The organism is uncultured Acidaminococcus sp., assembly GCA_900538365.1.
GTDB lineage: Bacteria > Bacillota > Negativicutes > Acidaminococcales > Acidaminococcaceae > Acidaminococcus.
Genome location: UPXT01000004.1, coordinates 63,053 through 84,483 on the forward strand (window position 1 = coordinate 63,053; position 21,431 = coordinate 84,483).

At 51.3% G+C, this 21,431-nt stretch carries 23 protein-coding genes, 1 tRNA gene and 1 riboswitch; all 24 genes read left to right on the forward strand.

What is annotated here, in order from left to right; genetic code table 11:
- The first annotated feature begins 165 nt into the window (after window positions 1-165).
- The 24 genes from QZQ08_RS01545 (at window position 166) to QZQ08_RS01660 (ending at window position 21,230) form a co-directional block, all read left to right on the forward strand.
- Window positions 166-1,767 (forward strand): OstA-like protein, encoded by a 1,602-nt coding sequence (locus tag QZQ08_RS01545; protein ID WP_296326930.1) that lies wholly within the window; start codon window positions 166-168, stop codon window positions 1,765-1,767.
- A complete protein-coding gene (locus QZQ08_RS01550; RefSeq protein WP_296326932.1) occupies window positions 1,748-2,335 on the forward strand; it encodes an SIS domain-containing protein in 588 nt (195 codons plus the stop codon). Before QZQ08_RS01545 ends, QZQ08_RS01550 begins: the two co-directional genes overlap by 20 nt.
- Window positions 2,332-3,810, forward strand: coding sequence for a D-glycero-beta-D-manno-heptose-7-phosphate kinase (rfaE1, locus tag QZQ08_RS01555; protein ID WP_296326934.1), 1,479 nt, complete (start codon window positions 2,332-2,334; stop codon window positions 3,808-3,810). The genes QZQ08_RS01550 and rfaE1 overlap by 4 nt, the downstream gene beginning before the upstream one ends.
- A complete protein-coding gene (gene rfaD / locus QZQ08_RS01560; RefSeq protein WP_296326936.1) occupies window positions 3,807-4,772 on the forward strand; it encodes an ADP-glyceromanno-heptose 6-epimerase in 966 nt (321 codons plus the stop codon). Before rfaE1 ends, rfaD begins: the two co-directional genes overlap by 4 nt.
- A 5-nt stretch (window positions 4,773-4,777) precedes the next feature.
- Entirely contained in the window at window positions 4,778-5,329 is a 552-nt protein-coding gene (locus QZQ08_RS01565; protein ID WP_296326938.1) for an HAD family hydrolase, read from the forward strand.
- A complete protein-coding gene (waaC, locus tag QZQ08_RS01570) occupies window positions 5,295-6,347 on the forward strand; it encodes a lipopolysaccharide heptosyltransferase I (protein WP_296326940.1) in 1,053 nt (350 codons plus the stop codon). The genes QZQ08_RS01565 and waaC overlap by 35 nt, the downstream gene beginning before the upstream one ends.
- The gene (locus QZQ08_RS01575) at window positions 6,340-7,368 is read left to right on the forward strand and encodes a glycosyltransferase family 9 protein (protein ID WP_296326942.1); all 1,029 of its coding nucleotides are present in this window, start codon (window positions 6,340-6,342) and stop codon (window positions 7,366-7,368) included. The genes waaC and QZQ08_RS01575 overlap by 8 nt, the downstream gene beginning before the upstream one ends.
- A gap of 20 nt (window positions 7,369-7,388) precedes the next feature.
- Window positions 7,389-7,619 carry a YdbC family protein gene (locus QZQ08_RS01580; RefSeq protein WP_296326945.1) on the forward strand — a complete coding sequence of 77 codons (231 nt, stop codon included), beginning with the start codon at window positions 7,389-7,391 and terminating at the stop codon, window positions 7,617-7,619.
- A 116-nt stretch (window positions 7,620-7,735) separates the two neighbouring features.
- Window positions 7,736-8,929, forward strand: a complete 1,194-nt coding sequence (locus QZQ08_RS01585; protein ID WP_296326947.1) for a DUF3084 domain-containing protein — start codon at window positions 7,736-7,738, stop codon at window positions 8,927-8,929.
- Window positions 8,926-9,330 carry a Holliday junction resolvase RuvX gene (gene ruvX, locus QZQ08_RS01590; RefSeq protein ID WP_296326949.1) on the forward strand — a complete coding sequence of 135 codons (405 nt, stop codon included), beginning with the start codon at window positions 8,926-8,928 and terminating at the stop codon, window positions 9,328-9,330. The genes QZQ08_RS01585 and ruvX overlap by 4 nt, the downstream gene beginning before the upstream one ends.
- 307 nt (window positions 9,331-9,637) lie before the next feature.
- Window positions 9,638-11,161 carry a phosphate--AMP phosphotransferase gene (locus QZQ08_RS01595; RefSeq protein WP_296326951.1) on the forward strand — a complete coding sequence of 508 codons (1,524 nt, stop codon included), beginning with the start codon at window positions 9,638-9,640 and terminating at the stop codon, window positions 11,159-11,161.
- 2 nt (window positions 11,162-11,163) lie between these two features.
- Window positions 11,164-11,970 carry a peptidoglycan editing factor PgeF gene (pgeF, locus tag QZQ08_RS01600; protein WP_296326954.1) on the forward strand — a complete coding sequence of 269 codons (807 nt, stop codon included), beginning with the start codon at window positions 11,164-11,166 and terminating at the stop codon, window positions 11,968-11,970.
- Window positions 11,971-11,992: 22 nt separating this feature from the next.
- Window positions 11,993-12,697: a YggS family pyridoxal phosphate-dependent enzyme gene (locus tag QZQ08_RS01605; RefSeq protein ID WP_296326957.1), complete on the forward strand. Its 705-nt coding sequence runs from the start codon at window positions 11,993-11,995 to the stop codon at window positions 12,695-12,697.
- A 14-nt stretch (window positions 12,698-12,711) separates the two neighbouring features.
- Window positions 12,712-13,209, forward strand: a complete 498-nt coding sequence (locus QZQ08_RS01610; RefSeq protein ID WP_296326959.1) for a cell division protein SepF — start codon at window positions 12,712-12,714, stop codon at window positions 13,207-13,209.
- Window positions 13,197-14,015, forward strand: a complete 819-nt coding sequence (gene proC / locus QZQ08_RS01615) for a pyrroline-5-carboxylate reductase (protein ID WP_296326961.1) — start codon at window positions 13,197-13,199, stop codon at window positions 14,013-14,015. Before QZQ08_RS01610 ends, proC begins: the two co-directional genes overlap by 13 nt.
- 4 nt (window positions 14,016-14,019) lie before the next feature.
- Window positions 14,020-14,805, forward strand: coding sequence for an RNA-binding protein (locus QZQ08_RS01620; RefSeq protein ID WP_296326964.1), 786 nt, complete (start codon window positions 14,020-14,022; stop codon window positions 14,803-14,805).
- A gap of 18 nt (window positions 14,806-14,823) precedes the next feature.
- Window positions 14,824-15,480: a histidine phosphatase family protein gene (locus QZQ08_RS01625; protein ID WP_296326967.1), complete on the forward strand. Its 657-nt coding sequence runs from the start codon at window positions 14,824-14,826 to the stop codon at window positions 15,478-15,480.
- 210 nt (window positions 15,481-15,690) lie between these two features.
- Window positions 15,691-15,765: transfer RNA gene (locus QZQ08_RS01630), tRNA-Asn, on the forward strand.
- 72 nt (window positions 15,766-15,837) lie between these two features.
- Window positions 15,838-16,650, forward strand: a complete 813-nt coding sequence (locus tag QZQ08_RS01635) for a nitroreductase family protein (protein ID WP_296326969.1) — start codon at window positions 15,838-15,840, stop codon at window positions 16,648-16,650.
- 30 nt (window positions 16,651-16,680) lie between these two features.
- Complete coding sequence (locus QZQ08_RS01640) at window positions 16,681-17,133, forward strand: Asp23/Gls24 family envelope stress response protein (RefSeq protein WP_296326971.1); 453 nt, start codon at window positions 16,681-16,683, stop codon at window positions 17,131-17,133.
- A 322-nt stretch (window positions 17,134-17,455) separates the two neighbouring features.
- The gene (locus tag QZQ08_RS01645) at window positions 17,456-18,430 is read left to right on the forward strand and encodes a ketopantoate reductase family protein (protein WP_296326973.1); all 975 of its coding nucleotides are present in this window, start codon (window positions 17,456-17,458) and stop codon (window positions 18,428-18,430) included.
- A gap of 20 nt (window positions 18,431-18,450) precedes the next feature.
- Entirely contained in the window at window positions 18,451-18,729 is a 279-nt protein-coding gene (locus QZQ08_RS01650; protein WP_296326975.1) for a hypothetical protein, read from the forward strand.
- Between the two features lie 138 nt (window positions 18,730-18,867).
- Window positions 18,868-18,970, forward strand: a riboswitch (SAM riboswitch).
- Between the two features lie 82 nt (window positions 18,971-19,052).
- Complete coding sequence (locus QZQ08_RS01655) at window positions 19,053-19,877, forward strand: MetQ/NlpA family ABC transporter substrate-binding protein (protein ID WP_296326977.1); 825 nt, start codon at window positions 19,053-19,055, stop codon at window positions 19,875-19,877.
- A gap of 21 nt (window positions 19,878-19,898) precedes the next feature.
- The gene (locus QZQ08_RS01660) at window positions 19,899-21,230 is read left to right on the forward strand and encodes a M20/M25/M40 family metallo-hydrolase (RefSeq protein ID WP_296326978.1); all 1,332 of its coding nucleotides are present in this window, start codon (window positions 19,899-19,901) and stop codon (window positions 21,228-21,230) included.
- The last annotated feature ends 201 nt before the right edge of the window (window positions 21,231-21,431 follow it).

Genomic DNA, 21,431 nt, shown 5'->3' on the forward strand with positions numbered 1-21,431 from the left:
CCTGGAGCCAATGATCTGGCGCTGTTTTCTTCTGGGCGCCCGCTTCATTGGCTCCATTTTATGATATAATAAAGAGAAGTATGACCAATCAGGGGAATGATTTTCCCTTTTTCCATAGTTCATGCGCCGCTTTGCGGTAATTTCATTGAGTGGAGGATATCCCTTATGAACCAAAAGGCACTTGCCTTACTCGTTACCATGATGGTATGCATGCCGGGTGCGGCCTACGCCGCTAGGACATATGACGGCCAGCCCCTTGCCACGAAAAACGGTCCTGCCTATGAGCCGCAGACTGTCGATGATGTGGCCCGACGGGCCGCGCAAGCAGAAGCCATCCGCAAACTCCAGGATGAACCCGACCAGTTTGCGGAAGAGGCGATTCAGGCCAAGCAGGAAAGTGAAAAAGAAAAGAAGGCCCGAAAGGAGCGGGGAGAGGACAAAGCGACAAGCGAGTCCGATCTGCCTATCACCATTTATGGGGATCATGTCCTGTACCACTCCGATACGGGGGAATTTACAGCCAGCGGCAATGTGCGCCTCTATCAGGGCACGCAGCGCCTTTATACGACAGAAGCCCGGGGCAATGCCTTGACAGGGGATGTGTACTTGCTCCAAGGGGGCCGCATGATTGATCCCCCTAACACGACTGATTCCGATTGGGGCCATTATAATTTCAAGACCCAGACCGGGACTGTGCGCAATATGAAGGGAACGAACGGGGATGACCTCTACAAGGCGGATATTGCCCACATCTATAAGGATCATGTGGACCTGGACCAAGGGGCGTCCGTAACGCGCTGCCCTGCTGTAGAGCATCCGCCATGCCTGGAAGTTAGGGCCGATCATGTGGTCATCTACCCCAATGACAAGATCATCGCCTATGGGGTCAAGGTCTATCTTAAAGGAAAGCACATCTATAGCCGCGACCGCTGGATCAACCGGCTGAACGATGGGGAAAACAAGCAGAGCTTTGTGCCCCATATTGGCTATGATGAAGATCAGGGAATCAAGCTGCGTTACAATTATTCCTATGATTTCAGTGACCATAACACGCTGGACGCGGACATCAAATACTATTCCAAGATTGGCTGGCGTCCTATGTTTACGGATACTCAGGACGAACGGAATTTCTATGTCCGTTATATGGAAGGCTTTGACGAGGACGATAACAACAACTGGATCCGCAAGATGCATGATATCAAGGTGGGGTATAAGCCGCACCGGATTTCCGATTCCCTGCCCCTTTCCTATTCTGCCTATGCAAGCCATGGGCTTTGGAAGGACAAGCGGATCAAGAGTTGGCATACGGAATATGCCGTCTTCCTGAACCATGACCCGATTACCCTCATCCATGGCGACCGCCCCCTGACTTTGGGCCTTGGTGTGGGCCGCAAATGGATCAATGAGAGCGAGCGGGATTCTACCCGGAAGACCTGGCTTTATTCGGCCACCCTGCGCAAGAACCTGGGTGCTGGGTTTAGCAGCTGGTTGGGCTACTATTGGGAAAAACGGCAGGCTTCCATCTTTGACTACGGTCGTCCCGATATGGACAGGGAAGTCCAATTTGGTCTTTCCAAGACCTTTACGCCACGCGACAACGTGACCTTCATGACGCGCTATGACGAAGCCGGACACAATATTTATGAGTATATCTGGAGATGGAGACACGATTTCTGCTGCTTCCGATTGACCTTTGAATATCGTGACAAACGCTATAAAGGCGGCGATGATGAATGGAGTGTACAATATGAACTTTTCCGCTGGTAATGCACGTGAACTCATTGATGGCCGTTTTCTGGAACATGAAAAGCTCGTCCACCGCGTCATGGGCAGCAAAAAGCTGATGAAGGACCTGGAAGACGCGGCCGGGCTCATGAAGATGACCCTTCTTTCAGGAAACAAGATCATGTTTTGCGGTAATGGCGGTTCCGCGGCCGATGCCCAGCATTGGGCGGCTGAAATCGTAGGTCGTTTCCAAAAGGAGCGGGCTGGTATGGCGGGACTTGCCCTGACGACGGATACGTCGATCTTGACCGCTGTGGGGAATGATTACGGCTATGACCGCATCTTTTCCCGTCAGGTCGAAGGACTGGGACGGGAAGGGGACCTTCTGGTCGGCATTTCCACGAGCGGCAACAGCAAAAACGTAGTGGAAGCCATCTTGATGGCGAAAAAAAAGGGCATCCGTACCTTAGGATTTACCGCCAAAGGCGGCGGCAAGATGGCGGAACTCTGTGATCTCCTTCTTGCCGTCCCTACGGAAAACACGGCCCGGGCCCAGGAAATCCATGAAATCATGGGCCATATCCTTTGTGAATTGGTGGAATGGGAATGAACAGTCAATCTGTGATTGAATTATTGACCGAAAAAATCACGCATCTGCGCATTGCCGTGATTGGTGATGTTATGCTTGACCGCTACGCCTATGGGGAGGTGCGCCGCATATCCCCGGAGGCTCCGGTTCCCGTCACGCGTGTAAAACGGCTGACCTCCGTTTTGGGCGGTGCCGGCAATGTGGCGGCAAACCTGGCAGGCCTGGGGGTCCAGGTCTATGTGGCGGGCATGACGGGGGAAGACGATCACCGCCGCGTCCTTGAGAAGAAACTTCGGGAGCTGGGAATTGATTACAGCGGCCTCATTGCTTCGCCCAAACGCAGCACCATTACCAAGATGCGTATCATTGGCGCGCGGCAGCAGATGCTGCGTCTTGACTTCGAGGAACCGGGGGATCTCCTGCCCGATGAGGAACAGGCTCTTCTCCAGTGGCTCCGCAAGCGCCTTGATGAGGGACTTGACGGGATCGTCCTTTCGGATTATGCCAAAGGAACCTGTTCAGATCGTTTCTGCCAGATGGTCATCACCCAGGCAAAGGCGGCCCATGTACCGGTCCTTGTCGATCCCAAAGGGTCCGACTGGTCCAAGTATCGAGGCTGCGATTTCATTACGCCCAATGTCAAGGAAATGTGTGAAGCGGCAGGAAAGGTTGTTCCCAATGTAACGCCTGCCTTGGTGGAACTGGCCCAACAGGCCCGCGAAACCTTTGATATCCGCTATGTGGTCGTCACTCGTTCGGAAAAGGGCGTTACCCTTGTTGGAAAAGATGACGTCATTACAAAAGCCGCCACGGCACAGGAAGTCTTTGATGTTTCTGGTGCAGGGGATACGGTTGCCTCCGTGCTCCTTGCGGCCATTTCGGGAAAGCTTTCCCTTGCTGATGCCTTGGAGTTATCCAATAAAGCGGCGGGGATTGTTGTTTCCAAGGTGGGAACCTATCCTGTCCATAAAGAAGAACTGCTTCGTGAGATCCTTGCTGATTCGCAGCCAGAAAGCCTCGACTATCGGCCTATGACCTGGGATGAAATGGCCCGGCTTACAAGGACCTGGCAGCAGGCAGGAGAGACCGTTGTCTTTACCAATGGCTGCTTCGATATTCTCCATGCCGGCCATGTGCAGTACCTGCAGCAGGCCGCCCAGCTGGGAGATCATTTGATCATTGGCGTCAATACGGACGACTCCGTGCGGCGTCTCAAGGGACAGACGCGTCCTTTTAATCACGAAACGGATCGGGCAAGGCTGCTTGCCAGTCTCCGTGATGTCGACGCCGTAGCCTTATTTGGGGAAGATACGCCGACGGAACTGATCAAAAAGATTCGCCCCGATATTCTCGTCAAGGGCGGCGATTACAAGAAGGAAGAGGTGGCTGGCCGGGAATATGCACGGGCGGTAGAAATCCTGCCCTTCAAGGAAGGCTATTCCACGACAGGAATTGTTGAAAAGATTGTTGCACTTGTGAAGGAGGGCAAACTATGATTATTGTAACCGGTGGTGCCGGTTTTATCGGCAGCAACATCGTAAAAGGTCTGAACGACCAAGGCCGGGATGATATCCTTGTTGTCGATAACCTGACCAATATGGTGAAATTCAAGAATATCCAGGGTCTCAAGGTTATGGATTACTGCGATAAGCTGGACTTCATCGAAGACGTGAAAAATGGCAAATGGAACCATGCGCCCATCGAAGTCATCTTCCACGAAGGCGCCTGCTCCGATACGATGGAATATAACGGCAAGTATATGATGGAAAATAACTTCCAGTATACAAAGACCTTGATGCACTTTGCCATGGACCGCAAGATCCAATTCCTCTATGCTTCTTCGGCGTCAACTTATGGCAGCGGCCAGAAAGGATTCCGCGAAGAACCAGCCTGTGAAGAGGCCCTCAATGTCTATGCTTTTTCCAAACTCTTTTTTGACAACTATGCCCGCCGCTATTTTGACAAGGCGGAAAGCCAGATTGCGGGCTTCCGGTATTTCAACGTCTACGGACCTCAGGAAAACCACAAGGGCAAGATGGCTTCCATGGTACGCCAGATGTTCCTTCAGTGGCAGAAAGACCATGAGGTCAAGCTCTTTGGCGAATATGATGGCTATGGCCCAGGTGAACAGACAAGGGACTTCATCTACGTCAAAGATGTCGTCAAGGTACTTTTTTATTTCTGGCAGCATCCGGAACTAAAGGGTGTCTATAACTTGGGAACGGGCAAAGCCCATACCTTTAACGAGATGGCAAAAGCCGTCCTGGACTTTTTTGGCAGCGGAAAGCTCGTTTACGTTCCGTTCCCGGAGGTCCTCAAGGGGAAATACCAAAGCTATACCCAGGCAGATACGACAAAACTCCTTCAAACGGGCTATGATGGCGGATTTACGGATTTTGCCGAGGCCGTCAAGGAATACTGCGGCGTACTCCAGGCCTCTGACGGATATTATCGCTAAGGAGGATGGCTGTGGGACAAAAAGCCGTATTTCTTGACCGCGACGGTGTCCTTGATGTGGACACGGGATATATCAGCCGTCCGGAAAAGCTTCAGTGGATTCCAGGCGCCAAAACAGCCTTGGCACGGCTGAATCAGCTAGGATACGCTGTTTTTGTCGTAACAAACCAAAGCGGGATTGCAAGGGGATACTATACCGTAGAGGACATGAAGGCTCTTCATGCTTTCATGGCGGCGGAAATCGAAAAGGCCGGCGGTCAGATCACCCATTTTTATTACTGTCCCCATCATCCAACAAAAGGGACTGTCAAGGAGCTGGTGCATCCTTGCTCTTGCCGTAAACCCCAGCCTGGCATGATCCTGCAGGCTTTTTCTGATTACGCTCTTTTGCGGGACGGCTCCTTTCTCATCGGCGACCGCCAAAGCGATATCGACGCTGCTCTTGCAGCAGGCCTGCCGGGCTATCTCTTCCAGGAAGAAAATCTGGATGAATTTTTGCAAAAAATCTTGGGCATCGAGGCGAATGGACGTGGACTATCAGAACATCCTCATTATTAAAATGAGCTCCCTCGGGGACGTGATCCATACGCTTCCCTTTGCGGGTGCCCTGCGGCAGCGTTTCCCCAAGGCCCGGATCTCGTGGCTTGTCCATCCCCAGTTTGGTGCCTTTATTCCAGGACCCCCCATCATTGATGAGGTCCTTTATTTTGATAAGGCTGCTTTCAATAAAATGGATCTCAAGGGAAAATGGCGCACGCTGAAAACCTTGCGTCATACCCTCCATGAAAAACACTTTGATCTCGTGATTGATATGCAGGGCCTTTTCAAAAGTGCGGTCATGAGTCTTTTGACGGGAACGGCAACCCGCATTGGCTATGGGGAAATGAGGGAAGGCAGCGGTCTTGTTTCTAAGGCCATCATTGGACCCCATATCAAGGACCATGTCATTGAACGCTATCTTGATGTCGCCCGGTTTTTGGGTGCGGACGTAAAGGAAGTGTCCTTTCCCATGCCGACCCTGCAGCATGAAACGGAGACGGTCCAAAAAAAGCTTGCCGCCTTAGGCTTGGCTCAAGGGTCGCCCTACATTGTCCTTGCGCCCGGCGCAAGGTGGGAGACCAAAAGGTGGCCTGCCGACCATTTTGCCAAACTGGCCCAAAAGTTCATGGATGAGGGATACAGCGTGGTCCTTTGCGGCGCACCCGATGATGCCAAACTAGGGGAGCGAATCCGCGAAATGACCAATTATCCAAAACAGCTCTTTGATCTAATAGGCCGCACGAGCCTGCGGGAACTGGGGGCCCTCATCAAAGGGGCACTTTTTTATGTGAGCGCTGATACGGGGCCACTGCATATTGCAACCGCTTTCAAGAAAGACCTGGTCGCCCTTTATGGACCGACCCGCCCGGACCGCACGGGCCCTTATGGGGATGCGGGGGCTACGATTCTTGTAAGCCCTGAGTCCTGTGCCGGCTGCCTCAATAAAACCTGCAGTCATTGGACCTGCATGGCCGCCATTACACCGGATGCCGTCTTTCAGGAATTTCAAAAGAAAGTAGGAAAGAACCATGATTGACCTTTCCCATAAGAAAATCATCGTGACCTTCCTTATGCATCTTGGGGATCTTGTGCTGACAACGCCCTTTATCCACGCACTGAGAAAAGCGGCGCCTACGGCAGAAATCACCTATCTTGTGGATGAAAAATTAAAGGATGTGGTCCTCCACAATCCATATATCGACCATGTGTGGACCATCGATAAAAAAGGACGGGACAATCATCTTCGAGCACTCTGGGCCATGGGACAGAAGATTACGGACGGGCACTTTGATGTTCTCATCAACCTTCACCCCAATGAGCGCTGCTCCTTTATCGATGCCGTGGCCCGGGTACCTGTCAAGGTGGGCGCCAGTCATTTACTCTTCCGCGGTTTTTTTGATCCCTACATCAAGTTGAACCGTACCCTTCACGCCGCCGATATGTATCTTGATGTTCTCACCCGTTTGGGCGTGACCCATTTAGAACATAATGGTCTGGAAGTTTTCCCTGGCAAGGCGGATTTCCACAAAGCCGAAGCCTTTTGGCAGGAGGCGGGCCTATCCCCGGAAAAGGGGCTGGTGGGCTTTAACATCGGAAGTGCCGTTGAAACAAAACGCTGGGCACCGGAACGCTTTGCCGCTGTTGCCGATACTCTTAAGGAAGAAGGCTATGAAACCGTCTTTTTTGGCGGTCCTATGGACCGGGAGATGGTGGAGGCCGCCATTTCCAAGATGAAGACAACGCCCCTTGTGGCCACAGGGAAGTTTTCCATTGGCGAACTGGCAGCTGCCATGAGCCGCTGTCAGCTTATTATCACCAATGACAGTGGTCCCATGCATGTAGCCATCAGTCAAAAAGTCCCCATCGTGGCCATGTATGGACCGAGTCATCCCGATCTTTATGGACCTTACACGAAGGAGGCCATCATCGTAAAGGCCATCCCCCCCTGTGATGGGTGCCGCAGCGGCATGAAGCATCACTGCGAGGATATGCGCTGCATGCGCCTGCTTACTGTGGACCAGGTACTCAGTGCTGCCCATACGATCCTGCGGCGCTGAGACAAAAAGGAGGAGAAGCGATGGCGGAAAAAGAATTCAGCTATGAAATCATCAAACAGGTTGCTGTCCTTTCTAAAAGCGCGAAAGGGTGGACCAAGGAAATCAATGTGATTTCCTGGAATGGCGGAACGCCAAAGTATGACATTCGCGACTGGGCACCGGACCACAGTAAAATGAGTAAGGGCGTGACCTTATCAGTTGAAGAAACAGCCCATCTCGTGAAAGCCCTTCAGGAAGAAGAACTTCTCTAGAAGGAAAAGTCACCTGTTGACTCTTTTTATAGGCTTCGATATAGTAAAGATAACAAGGGAGGAATCTCCCAAGTGGTCCTTGTGACTACTAGACCAACAAGAAGGGAGGACCGAATATGCTTGGCATTGTATTGATCCTAGTCCTTGCCCTCATGGGCGGGCTCATCGCTTATTTAGGTGACAAACTTGGCAGTAAGATTGGCAAAAAAAGACTCAGCCTATTCGGCCTTCGCCCTCATGATACTTCGGTCCTTATGACCATCATCAGCGGCATCCTCGTTGCTGCCATGACCATGGGCGTCCTGACCGTCAGCAGCAAGGAAGTACGGACCGCGCTTTTTGGCATGAAAAAGCTTCAGGAAGAACTGCGGACCCTGACCGCTTCCCGTGATGATGCAAAACGGGAGCTGTCGGCCCAAAGCACCACCATCAAGGAACTGGACCGCCAGATTGGTGAGGCCCAAAAAGCCTTGACCCAGGCAAAAAGCGAAAAAGAGGCGGCTGAGGCCCAAATGGAAGAAGCCCGCAGCAGCCTAGCGTCCATGCAGGCGCAGTATGAAGAGGCCAGTCAGCGTCTGGAAGCGGCCCAACGGCAGGCCGCAGAAGCCGAAAAAGCCCGTGACAACTTGAAGCGAGACGTCAAGGATCTGGAAGAACAGGCCAGGAAGCTCCGTGAAAATATCGTGACCATACGGGAAGGTAACGTGGTCTTCCGCAGCGGGGAAATTCTTTTCTCTGGATCCCTGCAGGGGGGACTCAATAAGGAAGATACCCAAAAAGAGATGGAAGCTTTCTTGAATGCGGCTAACCATGCCGTGGGTGAACGCGTGGGAACGCCACCTGGCACGCCTGTCATTTGGCTCAGCAAGGATTCTGTGGAACAAACGGCCCGTGAACTGTCCCAGCAGAAAGGAACCATGTATGTCCGGCTGTGCGCAGCAGGAAACATCCTTTCCGGGGAAGTGGTTGTCAGCCGGTTGGAAATGACGCCCAATACCATTGTCTATCATAACGGTGATACGATCTTGCGCCAAACCATTACCGTCAAACCCAATACAGAGCAGGTTGACCTTGCCCTGATGGCCTTTTTGAAGGACGTCAACCGCATGGCCCAGGCAGGCGGGGTCATTCCCGATCCCTTGACAGGGAAAGTCGGCGCCATCTCAAGCAGCGACCTTGTCCGTGCCAGCGAGCATATTTCTGAACTGGGCGGTCATGTGACCATTACGGCAAAGGCAAAACAGGACGTGACTGTTGCAGGACCGGTGGTCCTTGAATTCGTCATCCGTTTGGCGGAGGAAAACGAATGAAGAAGATTCTCGGCATCGATCCAGGAAAAGACAAGACAGGGGCCGCCCTGTGTGATGAATCGGGAAAGATCCTTCGCTGTGAAGTGATCCTCATGGAGCATTTCCTTGCATCTTTACAGAAATTCCTTGATCATGAGTCTGTAACGGAATGTGTCCTTGGCAACGGAACGACCAGTGCGACCATGCAAAAGACCCTCCTTGCAGCCTACCCGGACCTTGCCATCCACATCATTGATGAAGCCCACAGCACGGAAGAGGCACGGCAGCTATATTGGAAGCTGCATCCTCCCAAGGGCCTCATGAAACTCATTCCTTTGGGCATGCGCACGCCGCCGGGAAACATGGACGGCCTTGCCGCCGTGATCCTCGTGCAGCGCTATCTCTCCAATCAAAAAAAATAAAAGTATCCCTCTGATTCCAATGGATCAGAGGGATTTTTCAGGTTCTCGATCAAATGCTGCGGCACAATCCAGGAAGGGGGCTGGTTAATATGACTGCACCTACAGTCAGTTCAGGATGATTTTCTAACTAATATTTTCATTGCGCACCTTGTAATGATTGCGGCTGTGGGAGACGTTTGCAGGAAATCAGCCCCCTTTGTGTACCAAGCAAAAACGACGGGAACCCTTCCTTTCCCTAGAAAAAAACAGTATAATAAAGTATTGAACATCTATCTTCAAAGGCTGATCAGCAAAGGAAGCGATGCCGATGTTAAATCAGATTGATTTGTCTAAAAAGACGCCCAAGGGCACTTATGCCAAACAGTTTGACAAAAAAAGTGCGGAACTGGGCTATTTGGGCCGCGCCCTGCGCGATGCCAAAGTGCCGGTCATCATCCTTTTTGAGGGATTCCGTGGGACTTATCGGGGAAAGCTCATCAACAAGGTTATCAGCGCCCTCGATCCGCGCGGGTTCCGGGTATATTCTGCGTCAAAGACAACGGAGCGGCAGAAGATGAGCCCCTTCTTCACCCAGTTCTGGAAAGAGCTGCCCCCTCTTGGCGGGATCAGTATCCATCACCGGGCTTGGTATTTTCTTCGCAATGAACATGATGTGGGCGATGCAGACGAGGCTGCAGAATGGTACAATGTGCCTTTTCACGAGATCAACGATTTTGAACGGACCCTTTATCTGGGCGGGTATCGTATAATCAAGCTTTTTACCCATATTTCCAAAAAGCAGCAGGAAAAGAACATCGCCAAAGACAAGGCTTCCCAGGAAAGCCGCTGGGAAGCCCTGACGCCGGCCGGTATCGAGGGCGTTGACTATAAGGCTTATCGCGATGTCTATGAAAAGATGCTGACGGAAACAAATACGGTCTATGCACCGTGGCATGTCATTCCGATGGAAGATGTGCGGACCGGTGTCCTTGAGACCATGGATGTCCTGATCAGCGAGTTCAAGGCAGCTTTATCTGCGGCAGAGGCCAAAAAAGAAACACCGCAGGCACCGCTTTCCTATGCTTCCGATCCGTCTATTCCATCCATCTTGGTTCGCTATGACTGCAATAAGGATATGGATGAGAAAACGTATGATGAAAAGTTCAAAAAATACCAGAAACGGCTGGCAGAGCTCCAAGTGGAACTTGCCAAGCGGAAAATCAGTACGGTTGTGGCTTTTGAGGGCTGGGATGCAGGCGGCAAAGGCGGCGCCATCAGACGCCTGACCTCGGCTTTGGATCCTTTGGGATACAAGGTCAATCCTGTAAGTGCACCGAATGATATCGAAAAAAACTATCATTACCTCTGGCGTTTTTGGACCAAAATCCCGGAACCGGGAGAAATCGCTGTCTTTGACCGTACGTGGTACGGACGCGTCCTTGTCGAACGGGTGGAGCATTTTACGCCCGTAAAGGACTGGAGACGAGGCTACGAGGAAATCAACGAAATGGAAGCAGAATGGGCAAAGCAGGGCTTCATTGTCCAGAAGTTCTGGATGCATATCGATCCTGATGAGCAGTTCCGCCGTTTCAAGGCCCGTGAGGAAGATCCTGATAAGACCTGGAAAATTACGGCGGAAGATTGGCGCAACCGCGACAAGTGGGATGCCTATGTCGATGCCGTCAATGAAATGCTTTATCGGACTGATACCCCTTATGCCCCATGGACCGTGGTTGAAGGCAATAATAAATACTATGCCCGCCTCAAGGTCATGAGCACCATGATCGACCGTATGGAAGAGGCCTTGATTGCTGTTGATGAAAAGTCCGGCAGTGAGGCAAAGAAAGGCTAATTATGGAGACGTTCCGTTATGAAACAAAAGAAGGCGTGACCTACGGTTATTTCCCGGTTCTGCGGGAAATGGGATTTGAAAACGCTTTTACCTGTATGGAGGGCGGGGAAAGTGCCATCCTTCCCCATACGCTCAATATGGCCCTTCACGTAGGGGATGATGCTCCTTTTGTCGTCAGAAACCGGGAAAAAGTGGCCCGCGCCCTTTCCTTTTCCCTTGACCGCACGGTGACTTGCGCCCAGGTCCATGGGAGCTGTGTTAAAGTGGTGGATGCTGCCCAGGCTGGCCGCGGGGCAAGGGACTTTGGAACAACGCTTACTGGTGTGGACGGCCTTCTAACGGAGGAAAAGGATCTTCCCCTGATGCTTTTTTATGCAGACTGCACGCCCATCATGGTGGTGGATCCTATCCAAAAAGGAGCGGCCCTGCTGCATGCTGGATGGCGGGGCACGGTGGGCGCCATCGCTCCCAAGGCCGTTTCTGTCATGAAAGAAACGTTTCACAGCCAGCCCCGGGACCTTGTCGCAGCCATTGGCCCTTCCATTGGGCCCAAGGATTATGAGGTCGATGACAAGGTGCGTGACGCGGCGCCGGGTTATGAAGCGTACTTTATCCAAACGCGGCCCCATCATTATTTGATGGATCTATGGCACCTTAATGCGGCGATGCTGCAAAAAGCAGGGATTCCCGCAAACCAGATCTATATAGCTGGGGTATCAACCTTTTCCTCCGGCCGCTATTTTTCCTATCGCCGGGATCACGGCCGGACAGGAAGACTTGCTGCCATTTTATTTCAGCGTGGAAGGTAAAACTCGTAAGGAGATGTTGTGCATGCTTTCGGAAAAACTTGCCTCTGTTCAGAAAAAAATCGACAAGGCTTTGGCCCTTCGCAAGGAAAAGAAGGTGACAGGGGATACGGTGACCATTCTTGCTGTCACTAAGAACCATCCTCCTGAGGTGGTTACGGAGGCCCTTGACGCGGGACTTACGGAAATTGGGGAAAACCGGGTCCAGGAGGCGATGCATAAACAGGAAGTCCTGCCGAAAAGAGGGCATTGGCACCTCATTGGCCATCTCCAGACAAATAAGGCAAAACACGCAGTAGAACATTTTGACCTCATTGAATCGGCGGACAGTGCCAAGATCTTGGCCCATTTGGATAAGGCAGCCGAACAGTTTGGCAAGGTGCAGGATGTGCTGCTTCAGATCAATGAAGCGGGGGAGAGCCAAAAAAGTGGTTTTGCACCGGCCGATTTCAGGGCCATTGTAAAAACGCTGGATGCTTATCCTCATCTGTGTATCCGCGGCGTCATGGTCATTGCTCAGGCGACGGACCAGGTGGAAGAGACGCGCCCTGTTTTCCGCGCGGGCTATGAGGATTTCCTTTTCCTCAGGGATGCGCTCAAGCGTGACGATGTCAATATCCTTTCCATGGGCATGACCCATGATTATTGGATTGCCGTAGAAGAAGGCGCCAATGAAATCCGTGTGGGTTCCGCTCTTTTTGGTGCCCGCGACTATACCCTCAAATTTTAAGGAGAGAAGATTCCATGAAACTTTTCGATAACATTATGCGTGCCATCGGCCTCAAGGAAGAAGAGGACAACGAATTCGAATTTGACAATGAAAAAAAGGACAATGTCGTGCCCATATTTGGAACCAAAAGTTATGGCAGCGAAAGTCATCGTGGTTATGAAACAAACCGCTATGAAGAGCCCCGTCATACAGGACGGGACAATCTCATTGCCATGCCCCATTCGCAAAAATCCGTAAGCGTAGTCGTCGTGGAACCCATCGGTTTTGACGAGGTCCAGAAAATGGCGGATTACCTGCGGAATAACCAGCCTGTGGTGATCAACTTTGAAAATACGGATAACGATGTGCGCAAACGCATCGTGGACTTTATCAGCGGCACCATCTATGCCCTTGATGGGTCTTTGCGCAAAGTGGGCCGCAACATTATGGTCTGCGCGCCGCAAAATGTTGAAATCGACGTGGAAAACACGAATTACACGAGTGAAAGCGAGGCTGAGCCATGGGAGAGATAAGACCAAAGATTGCTTTTGTTGGCTGCGGCGCGATGGGAGAGGCAATCTTGAAAGGCATGCTCTTGGGAAATGTCGCCCGTGAATCCGATATTGTCCTTTCTGTTCCTTCTCAAAAAAGTCAGGAACGGCTGCGCGCGTCCTATCCAAAGGCGGCAGTTTACGGGAAAAATGAAGAGGCTGTACAGGGGGCGGACCTGGTGATCCTTGCCATAAAACCTCAGATGGCCCATAAGGCTGTCACGCCGGAAATGCTGGAGGTCCTTCCTAAGGAAGCTTCAATTCTTTCCATCATGGGGAGTTTTGACCTTGAAAAGCTCCACAATCTGGTGCCGGCTCACGCCATCATTCGGGCCATGCCCAATACACCGCTTGCCGTTGGCATGGGAATGACGGCCCTTACCGCTGATGACGCTGTGACGGAAGACATGAAGACCTTTGCTGGGACCATCTTCAATTCCTGCGGCGAGGCCATTTGGGTTGATGAAAGCGCCATGGAAGCCATTACGGCCATCAGTGGCTGCGGACCGGGATATTTTTTTGTGGTCATGGATGCTCTCGCCGATGCGGGCGTCATGGCAGGCCTTCCGCGTGCCCTTGCCATCAAGCTTGCTGCTGCCACCATGGCAGGAAGCGGTATGATGGGCCTTAAGACAGGCCTTCACCCCGCCCAGCTGCGCGATCAGGTGACAAGTCCTGGAGGTACGACCATTGCGGGCATCAAGGCCCTTGAAAATCACGGAGTGAGAGGAGCGTTTTATGACGCTGTCGCAGCCGTTTTACAACGCAGCGCAGCGCTCAAGAAATAAGATTATGGCAGATAGAGAGAAAATCCTTCGATTCTTTAAAGCTGGCGGTGATGAGGAACTAGCCGGAAAACTCATTGACCTTGCCGACCAGGCACGCCGCAATCGCCGCTACATGGTCAGTGATTTCATGGATCCCCATGGCATCAATGTGGCTGATATTGTAGCGTCAAACTATGCACAGATTACAATGAGGAGCTTCGGCGGCTTCCAAAATGCAGAACGGATGCGCGTTGCCTACGTCGTGGACGATTTTTATGGGGAACCGGATTTTGCTATTGCGGCCCTTCTTGTAACTTGGGACAAACGCTATTATGATGTGGGTCACCGCGACGTTCTGGGTGCTTTTACGGGGATGGGCTGCAGCCGGGATATACTGGGAGACATTGTCTTTACCGACGAGGGAGCCCAAATGGTCGTTGATAAGACCATGGTCCCTTTTATCCTGTCCAATCTGACACAGATTGGGGCGGCCACGGTGGAAGTAAAGGAAATTCCCCTAATGGAGCTCAAGGAAAAGGAGCAGCGTGTCAAGGTCATTTCCGCCACTGTTTCGGCCCTTCGTCTGGACGCTGTCGCGGCAGCGGGCTTTGGCGTTTCCCGTTCTCGCATGGCCGAGGAAATCAAGGGACAGAATGTGCGCGTCAACTGGCAGGACGCCAAGAACCCGTCCCAGCTCGTCAAGGAAGGGGACGTAATTTCCTTTAGGAGCCGCGGCAGAGCAGAACTTGCTGAGGTGCGCGGGACCACCAAGAAGGGCCGTATGGCCATTACCATGAAACGGTATCTCTAATTTGTGAGGAGGCCCATCATGATTCTACTCATCCGTCACGGCGAAGCAGAGCACCACGTCAAGGCCCTTACCGGAGGCTGGACTGATTCATGCCTTACGGCAGACGGCAAGGCCCAAATGGAGAAACTGGCAGCGGTCCTCAAAAAGGACTTTGCCGGAAGGAAACCACCCCGTTTGGCGGCAAGTGACCTGCAGCGCTGTCAGGTAGGCGCGGCCATTCTTAAAAAGGCGCTTGGCATCAAGGAAGTTACCCTTTTTAAGGCCCTGCGGGAAAAAAATAATGGAAAGGCCGCCGGCAAGAGCGTCGTTGCCGCAAAGTCTTTTTATCACGCCCCGAAGACGGGACGCGAGCTTGATCATCGCAATTATGATGGAGGGGAGACGCGGCGAGAGTTCTATGAACGGACGATTGCTGGGATGAAGGATGTCCTTTGTGGGACGGAAGACCTTATCATCATCGCCCATAAGGGATCCATCCAAAATATCCTTTTCTACTGGATGGGCTACTCCATTGATGAAGTGGCTTCAAAGAAAGTGTCCTTTGATATCCGGCCGGCGTCGCTTACGATGATTGGTGTCAATAAGTGGGATGAACACGCCATCTTCCTTTTAAATGATCTTTCCTATCTGCGAAGTGATGAGCAAATCGGCCTTTTTAATTTTCCAATCAAGTGATAACACATAAAAAACAAGGCTCCGTGAAGCATAACGGCTTCACGGAGCCTTGTTTTTTGTGAGGAAATTTGTAGTCTCTCCGGAGGCCTTGACTTCCTGGGGTTAACGGATGAGGTGCGGGCCCCCTACGGCACTGCCAGAAAAAGAATTTGCAAAAAGACTTGACAAGATAGCACCAATCCCTTATACTAAACAACGTTGATAAGACATTCCCCGATAGCTCAATGGTAGAGCACTCGACTGTTAATCGAGTTGTTGTAAGTTCGAGTCTTACTCGGGGAGCCAATTAAAGAATAGGCCGGACGGTTGTCCGGCTTTTTTTGGATATGTACTGAAAAAGTTTTGAGGTGTGTATAGGTGGCAGGAATAATCACAATCGATAAAGAAAAATGTACGCGGTGCGGCACGTGCGCAAATGTCTGCCCGAGCTGTATCCTGGAAATGGGTGCCGAAGGTCCGGTCTGTATCAATGATCTGTCCTGTATGTCCTGCGGTCACTGCGTCGCTGTGTGTCCCACGGGAGCCCTTGACAATTCCCGCTGCCCGAAGGCTGAGATGGATCCCATCACCCGTCCCATGCTGGACCCGGATACGGCACTGGAGTTTCTCCGTCAGCGCCGCAGTATCCGGAATTTTCGCGATGAATTGGTACCGGAAGAAAAGATCCGTCAGCTTCTTGAAGCAGCCCGGTTTGCTCCGACGGCTGCCAATTCCCAAGGCATGTATTACCTTGTTATCCAGGACCGGGAACTGATCAAGAAAATCACAGACTGCGTGGCTGACTGGATGCAGGAACAGATTGACAATAAATCCCCACAAAAACGGTATTTCATAAAAGTCCTTCATGTATACCGTGAACGGGGCATTGATATCATCGGACGCAACGCCCGTCAGCTCATCTTTGTTTTGGCTCGCCGCCTTAATGTGACAGGCCCCAGCAACAGTGAGCAGTCCCTTGCTTATGCGGAACTGTACGCACCGACCTTGGGACTTGGCACGACCATCATGGGCTTTATTGAAACCTGCCTTCGTGCCGATTATGCGCCGCTGCGGGAATTGCTCCAGATTCCAACAAAACAAGTGGGGGTTGGCTGCCTGCTCGTAGGCTATCCGCGCTATCGCTATCATAAACTTGTAGACCGTCAGCATCTGAAAGTAGAATTTCGCTGAAAGATGTGCCAGCAAAAAGGAGGGATTTTGATGATCCAAGGAAAAACCATCATCAGTGACGAAGTGTTTGTCGATATTGTTCGTGCTGCTGCCCAGGACCTTGGGCATGTGACACTCTCCTTAAATGAAGGAAGTTCCCTTTTTTCCCTGGCTAAACGGGTGACGGACAAGATGGTTCCCCAAATTTCCGTCCGTAAAAGTGATACTACCGTTGACGAAAACGGGACCGTTACGAAGGGGCATGTCAGTTTTGAACTAAAAGTGGCTGTTGAATATGGCTCCAATATCCCCGAAGTCGTGGAAACCCTGCGTCAGGCCATTGTAAAAGAAGTGGCTGCCCTTACCGACTTTTATGTTGATTCTGTCGATGTAGTGGTCGCCCGCTTGGTGAACATCCAGAAAGAAGCGGACCCCCTTGTGACAGAACAAGAAAAAGCGGCTGTTCCGGAAGCAGAAAAAGAATCCCCTGCAGCACAGGGATAAAAAATAGATTCCCATCTGATTGCATGAGTTCAGATGGGAATTTTTTTACGCATAGACCGCTTTGTTCCCTGTCCAATTGGCCTTAGCCTGCTTTTTTAGGGTGGCAGCAGCCTATTTGATGCTCGTTTAGGTTGCCCTATGGCAAGCGCGGGAAGTTTCCGTTCAGAATATCTGGAAAAAGAAAAATCCATAATTTTGACTGGGTCTAGGGGACTGTCCTTTTCTTTTTTCCCGATTTTTCTGTATAATGAAGATAAAAGATGAATTCATTGCGGCGGACACCTTCATCGGTGCCCCCTTACCGATCAAAGGAGACTGACCTATGGAAATCAAGAAAGTGGCACTGATTGGAGCTGGCGCCATCGGAAGTTATCTTATCTGGGGGCTTAGCAGGCTGGCTGACCTATCTTTTACTGTCATCGCGGATGGAAAGCGGGGAGAAAGGCTCCGTGAAAAAGGGCTTGTCATCAATGGGGAGCCTTTCCGACCCATGGTACAAGGAGCGGAAGAAACAGGCCCTGTAGACCTTATTTTTGTGACCGTCAAATATGGGGCGCTCCCTTCCATTTTACCAGCCGTAAAAGCCCTTACCGGTCCTCGTACCATGATCGTCAGCCTTATGAATGGTGTAGACAGTGAGGCCGTTTTGGAAGCGGCCGTAGGAAAAGGTCATATTGTCCCAGCTCTTCTTCGGATTGCTTCCCATCGGGAGCGTGGAAAAGAGGAAATTGATCAAGTGACTTTCAAGGAACCTCAAGGTATCCGGGGACTTTACTATGGAAAACCGGCGCCCCTGTCACAACGGGATGAGGTACAGCTTAAAGCCTTGAAGGCCTTTTTCGCACGGACTCCGCTCTTGACCCATATGAGCCGTACCATCGAAAGTGATATTTGGGCCAAGTTCCTCTTCAATATTGGCCAAAATATCCCTCAAGCGATTGTAGGCTGCGGAACTGGAGCCTATGCTGATTCCGAACACGTACGTTTTTTGAAGGAACGGCTTGAAGAAGAGGTTGTCCTTGTGGCAAAAGCCAAGGGAATCAGTCTTCATACGGCTATCTTGGAGCCTGGGAAAAATGGCAAGGGCGCGGGCTATACCAAGAGTGAGAGCCCTGCCGTGCGCCATTCCACGCTGCAGGATCTGGATCACCATCGCCATACGGAAATTGATATGCTGTGCGGCCGTATGGTAGAAATGGGAGAAGCCCTTGGCATCCCTACGCCCTATAATGCCTTTGCCTACCACATAATCAAAGCCCTGGAAGAAAAAAATGATGGGTTATTTGATTATGAATAAGGAAAAAGGAGGCGCTCGTCATGGGATTTTTTGTGAGGGAAAAACTCGTCTATAAGGAGCTTGGCAAAAAAGAGGAATGGAAAAAAGCCCAAGCCCTCCTTAAAGAGGCAGGCTTCGAGCTTTCTGTAACGGAGCTTCCCAGTGAGGCCCCCATCTGCGGCTGCGGAGCTAAGCTTGATATCCGGGATTTTGGTCCCCAAGGCAAGATTGACCGCAATTTCTATTATATCGATGTGCCTGAAAAGGACTATGAAAAGGCGAGGAGCTTGCTGACGGATGCAGGATTTACCGTACAATAATCTGCCTTTTGCAGAACATCTTCAACGTTGTTGTATCAAATCGTACAAAAAGAGGAGAATAACAAGAAATTATACTACGAAAATATGAATTCCTTGACAATTGTGCGTATAAATTGTAAACTCATACCCGTTAATAACCCTTCATCGAGAGCAGCTGAGGGATTTGGCCCTATGAAGCTGCGGCAACCCCCGGATGGGAAGGTGCTAATTCCAACAGGCCTTGCGGCTTGGCAGATGAGCGTTCAAACGAAGGTTAGCGTCATCTGTATAGATGGCGCTTTTTTACTGCTTGTCGATGGGGAGGAAAAAAGGAGAGGTGCACAATGAACTTCAAAAAACTGACGGCAGGGACCCTGGCGGTCTTTGCAGCGGCTGCACTCCTAGCTGGGTGCGGCGGCGAAAAGAAGGCGGAAAAGGCTCCGGAAGAAAAGAAAAAGATCGTTGTGGGTATTACGCCGGGCTACTCGGAAGAAATCATGGAGTTTGTCAAGGGCGAAGCTAAAAAACAGGGCCTTGATGTAGAGCTGAAGGTCTTTTCTGATTATGTAACGCCGGACCAGGCCCTTGCTCAAAATGAAATCGACCTGAACTCCTTTCAGCATGGTCCTTTCCTTGATGCCTTCAACAAGAAAAATGGCACGAAGCTGGTCTCCATTGGCAAGACCTACTTGGCTCCTTTGAAACTGTATTCAACCAAAATCAAGGATATCAAGGATCTGAAAGATGGCGATAAGATTGCCATTCCAAATGACCCTTCAAATGGCGGCCGTGCCATCTTGATGCTGAGCAAGCTTGGCCTCATCAAAGTCAAGGACGGCGTCAAGGCCTCCGATCTGACGGTCAACGACATTACGGACAATCCGAAACACCTGCAGATCCTTGAACTGGAAGCGGCTCAGCTGCCGCGCAGCCTAGATGATACGGCAGCGTCTGTCATTAATGCCGGCTACGCCAATTCAGCCAAACTTGATCCGAATCTTGCTATTGCCAAGGAAGACAATACGAGTCCTTATGTCAATATCATTGCTGCCCGTGAAGAGGATAAGGATAATCCCACCTATGTGAAATTTGTCAAGATCTTCCAAACAGATGCCGTTAAGAACTATATCAACGAAAAAGCCAAAGGAGCCCTTGTTCCTGCGTGGTAATCATTGAAAGGAGCTGCCAAGATGACCGTACCCACAAAAGAAATCCTTGCCGACCATCTTTCCCAAATGATTCAAATGAAGACGGTCTCAAATTCCGACGTCAACAAAGTCGATTGGTCTGAATTTGAAAAACTCCACAAGCTTTTTGAAACGCTTTATCCCCATGTCTATGACGTGATGGAAGTGGACCGCGTGGGGCAGGCTGGTCTCCAGTTTCACTATCATCCAAAGAAGACCGCAAAAAAGCCGCTTCTTCTCATGAGCCATCAGGATGTGGTGGAGATTGGGGACCGCAGTCAATGGAGCCATGATCCGTTTTCGGGTCTTCTCCTTGATGGCTCGGTCTATGGCCGGGGCACGACGGACTGCAAACATTTGGTCCTTAGTGAATTGGAAGCCTTGGAATCCCTTTTTGCCGAAGGCTTCCGGCCTGATTACGACCTCTACCTGTCTTTGGGCTACAGCGAGGAAGTGTATCTTGAAAATGATGTGGACGGGGCCCAGCGCCTCGTGGACCATTTAGCGGAAAAAGGGGTCCATATTGGTACCATCCTTGATGAAGGGGGCGGACTTTTCCCGGAAGCTGGTGGGCGTCTTGCCGCTCGTATCGGTCTTGGCGAAAAAGCGGCCGTCAACTACGAAATCTACTGTGACCGCAAGGGCGGGCATTCGAGCAAACCCGGCAATGGTACGGCCCTGGGCGCTGTCGCAAAGGCGGTGGTTGCCATTGAAGCCCATCCATTTCCCTATCGGTTGACGCCGCTTGTAGAAGCACAGCTTTCAGCGACGGCACCCTTAAAGGAAGAACCGGTACGCCGCATTTACGCCGATCCGAAAGGCCATTTTGAGGAACTTTGCGCCCTTGCGCAGGAAGATCCTGCCCTTGATGCCATGCTTCATACGACGGTGGCGTTTACCATGGCCCAGGCAAGTACCCAGCCTAATGTACTGCCCAGTCATGCCGCTGTGGGACTTAGTGTCCGCGTCCTGCAGGGCGATACGGTGGAATCGGTCAAAAGACGTCTCCAAGGGTTCCTGCCGGAAGGCGTCAAGATCCGCCATATTTCCGGCAAGGATCCTGTACCCGCCTCGACACCGGACAGCGATTCCTATCGCCTTCTTACAAAGATCCTGCATGCCGCTTATGGCGATGGACTCCTTGCCATTCCATTTCTCATGCTGGGGGCTACGGATACGCGCTACTACAAGCCCATTACCGATACGGTCCTTTTATTTACGGGCCATGTCCATGACAATCGGTGGGGCGCTGCCCATCAGGTAAATGAACACATTCCTGTGGACGCCCTGCCGGCGAGCGTGGAATTTTTTAGGGAGTTCTTGAAGCAGTATTAATTGGCAGTCGGCGCACAAAAGCGAGCCGATTTGATAAAAAGCCATGCCCCCAATGCTTTCTTAAAAGCATTGGGGGCATGGCTTTTTATACGACAGTTCGTCTCATGTTTGGGGATGATTTATGCCTGAAGGCTTCCCCTCTTTTTTTGGTTCTTCACGGAAATTTGTGGGGTCATGGACAAATAAATATTGAAAAAGGAC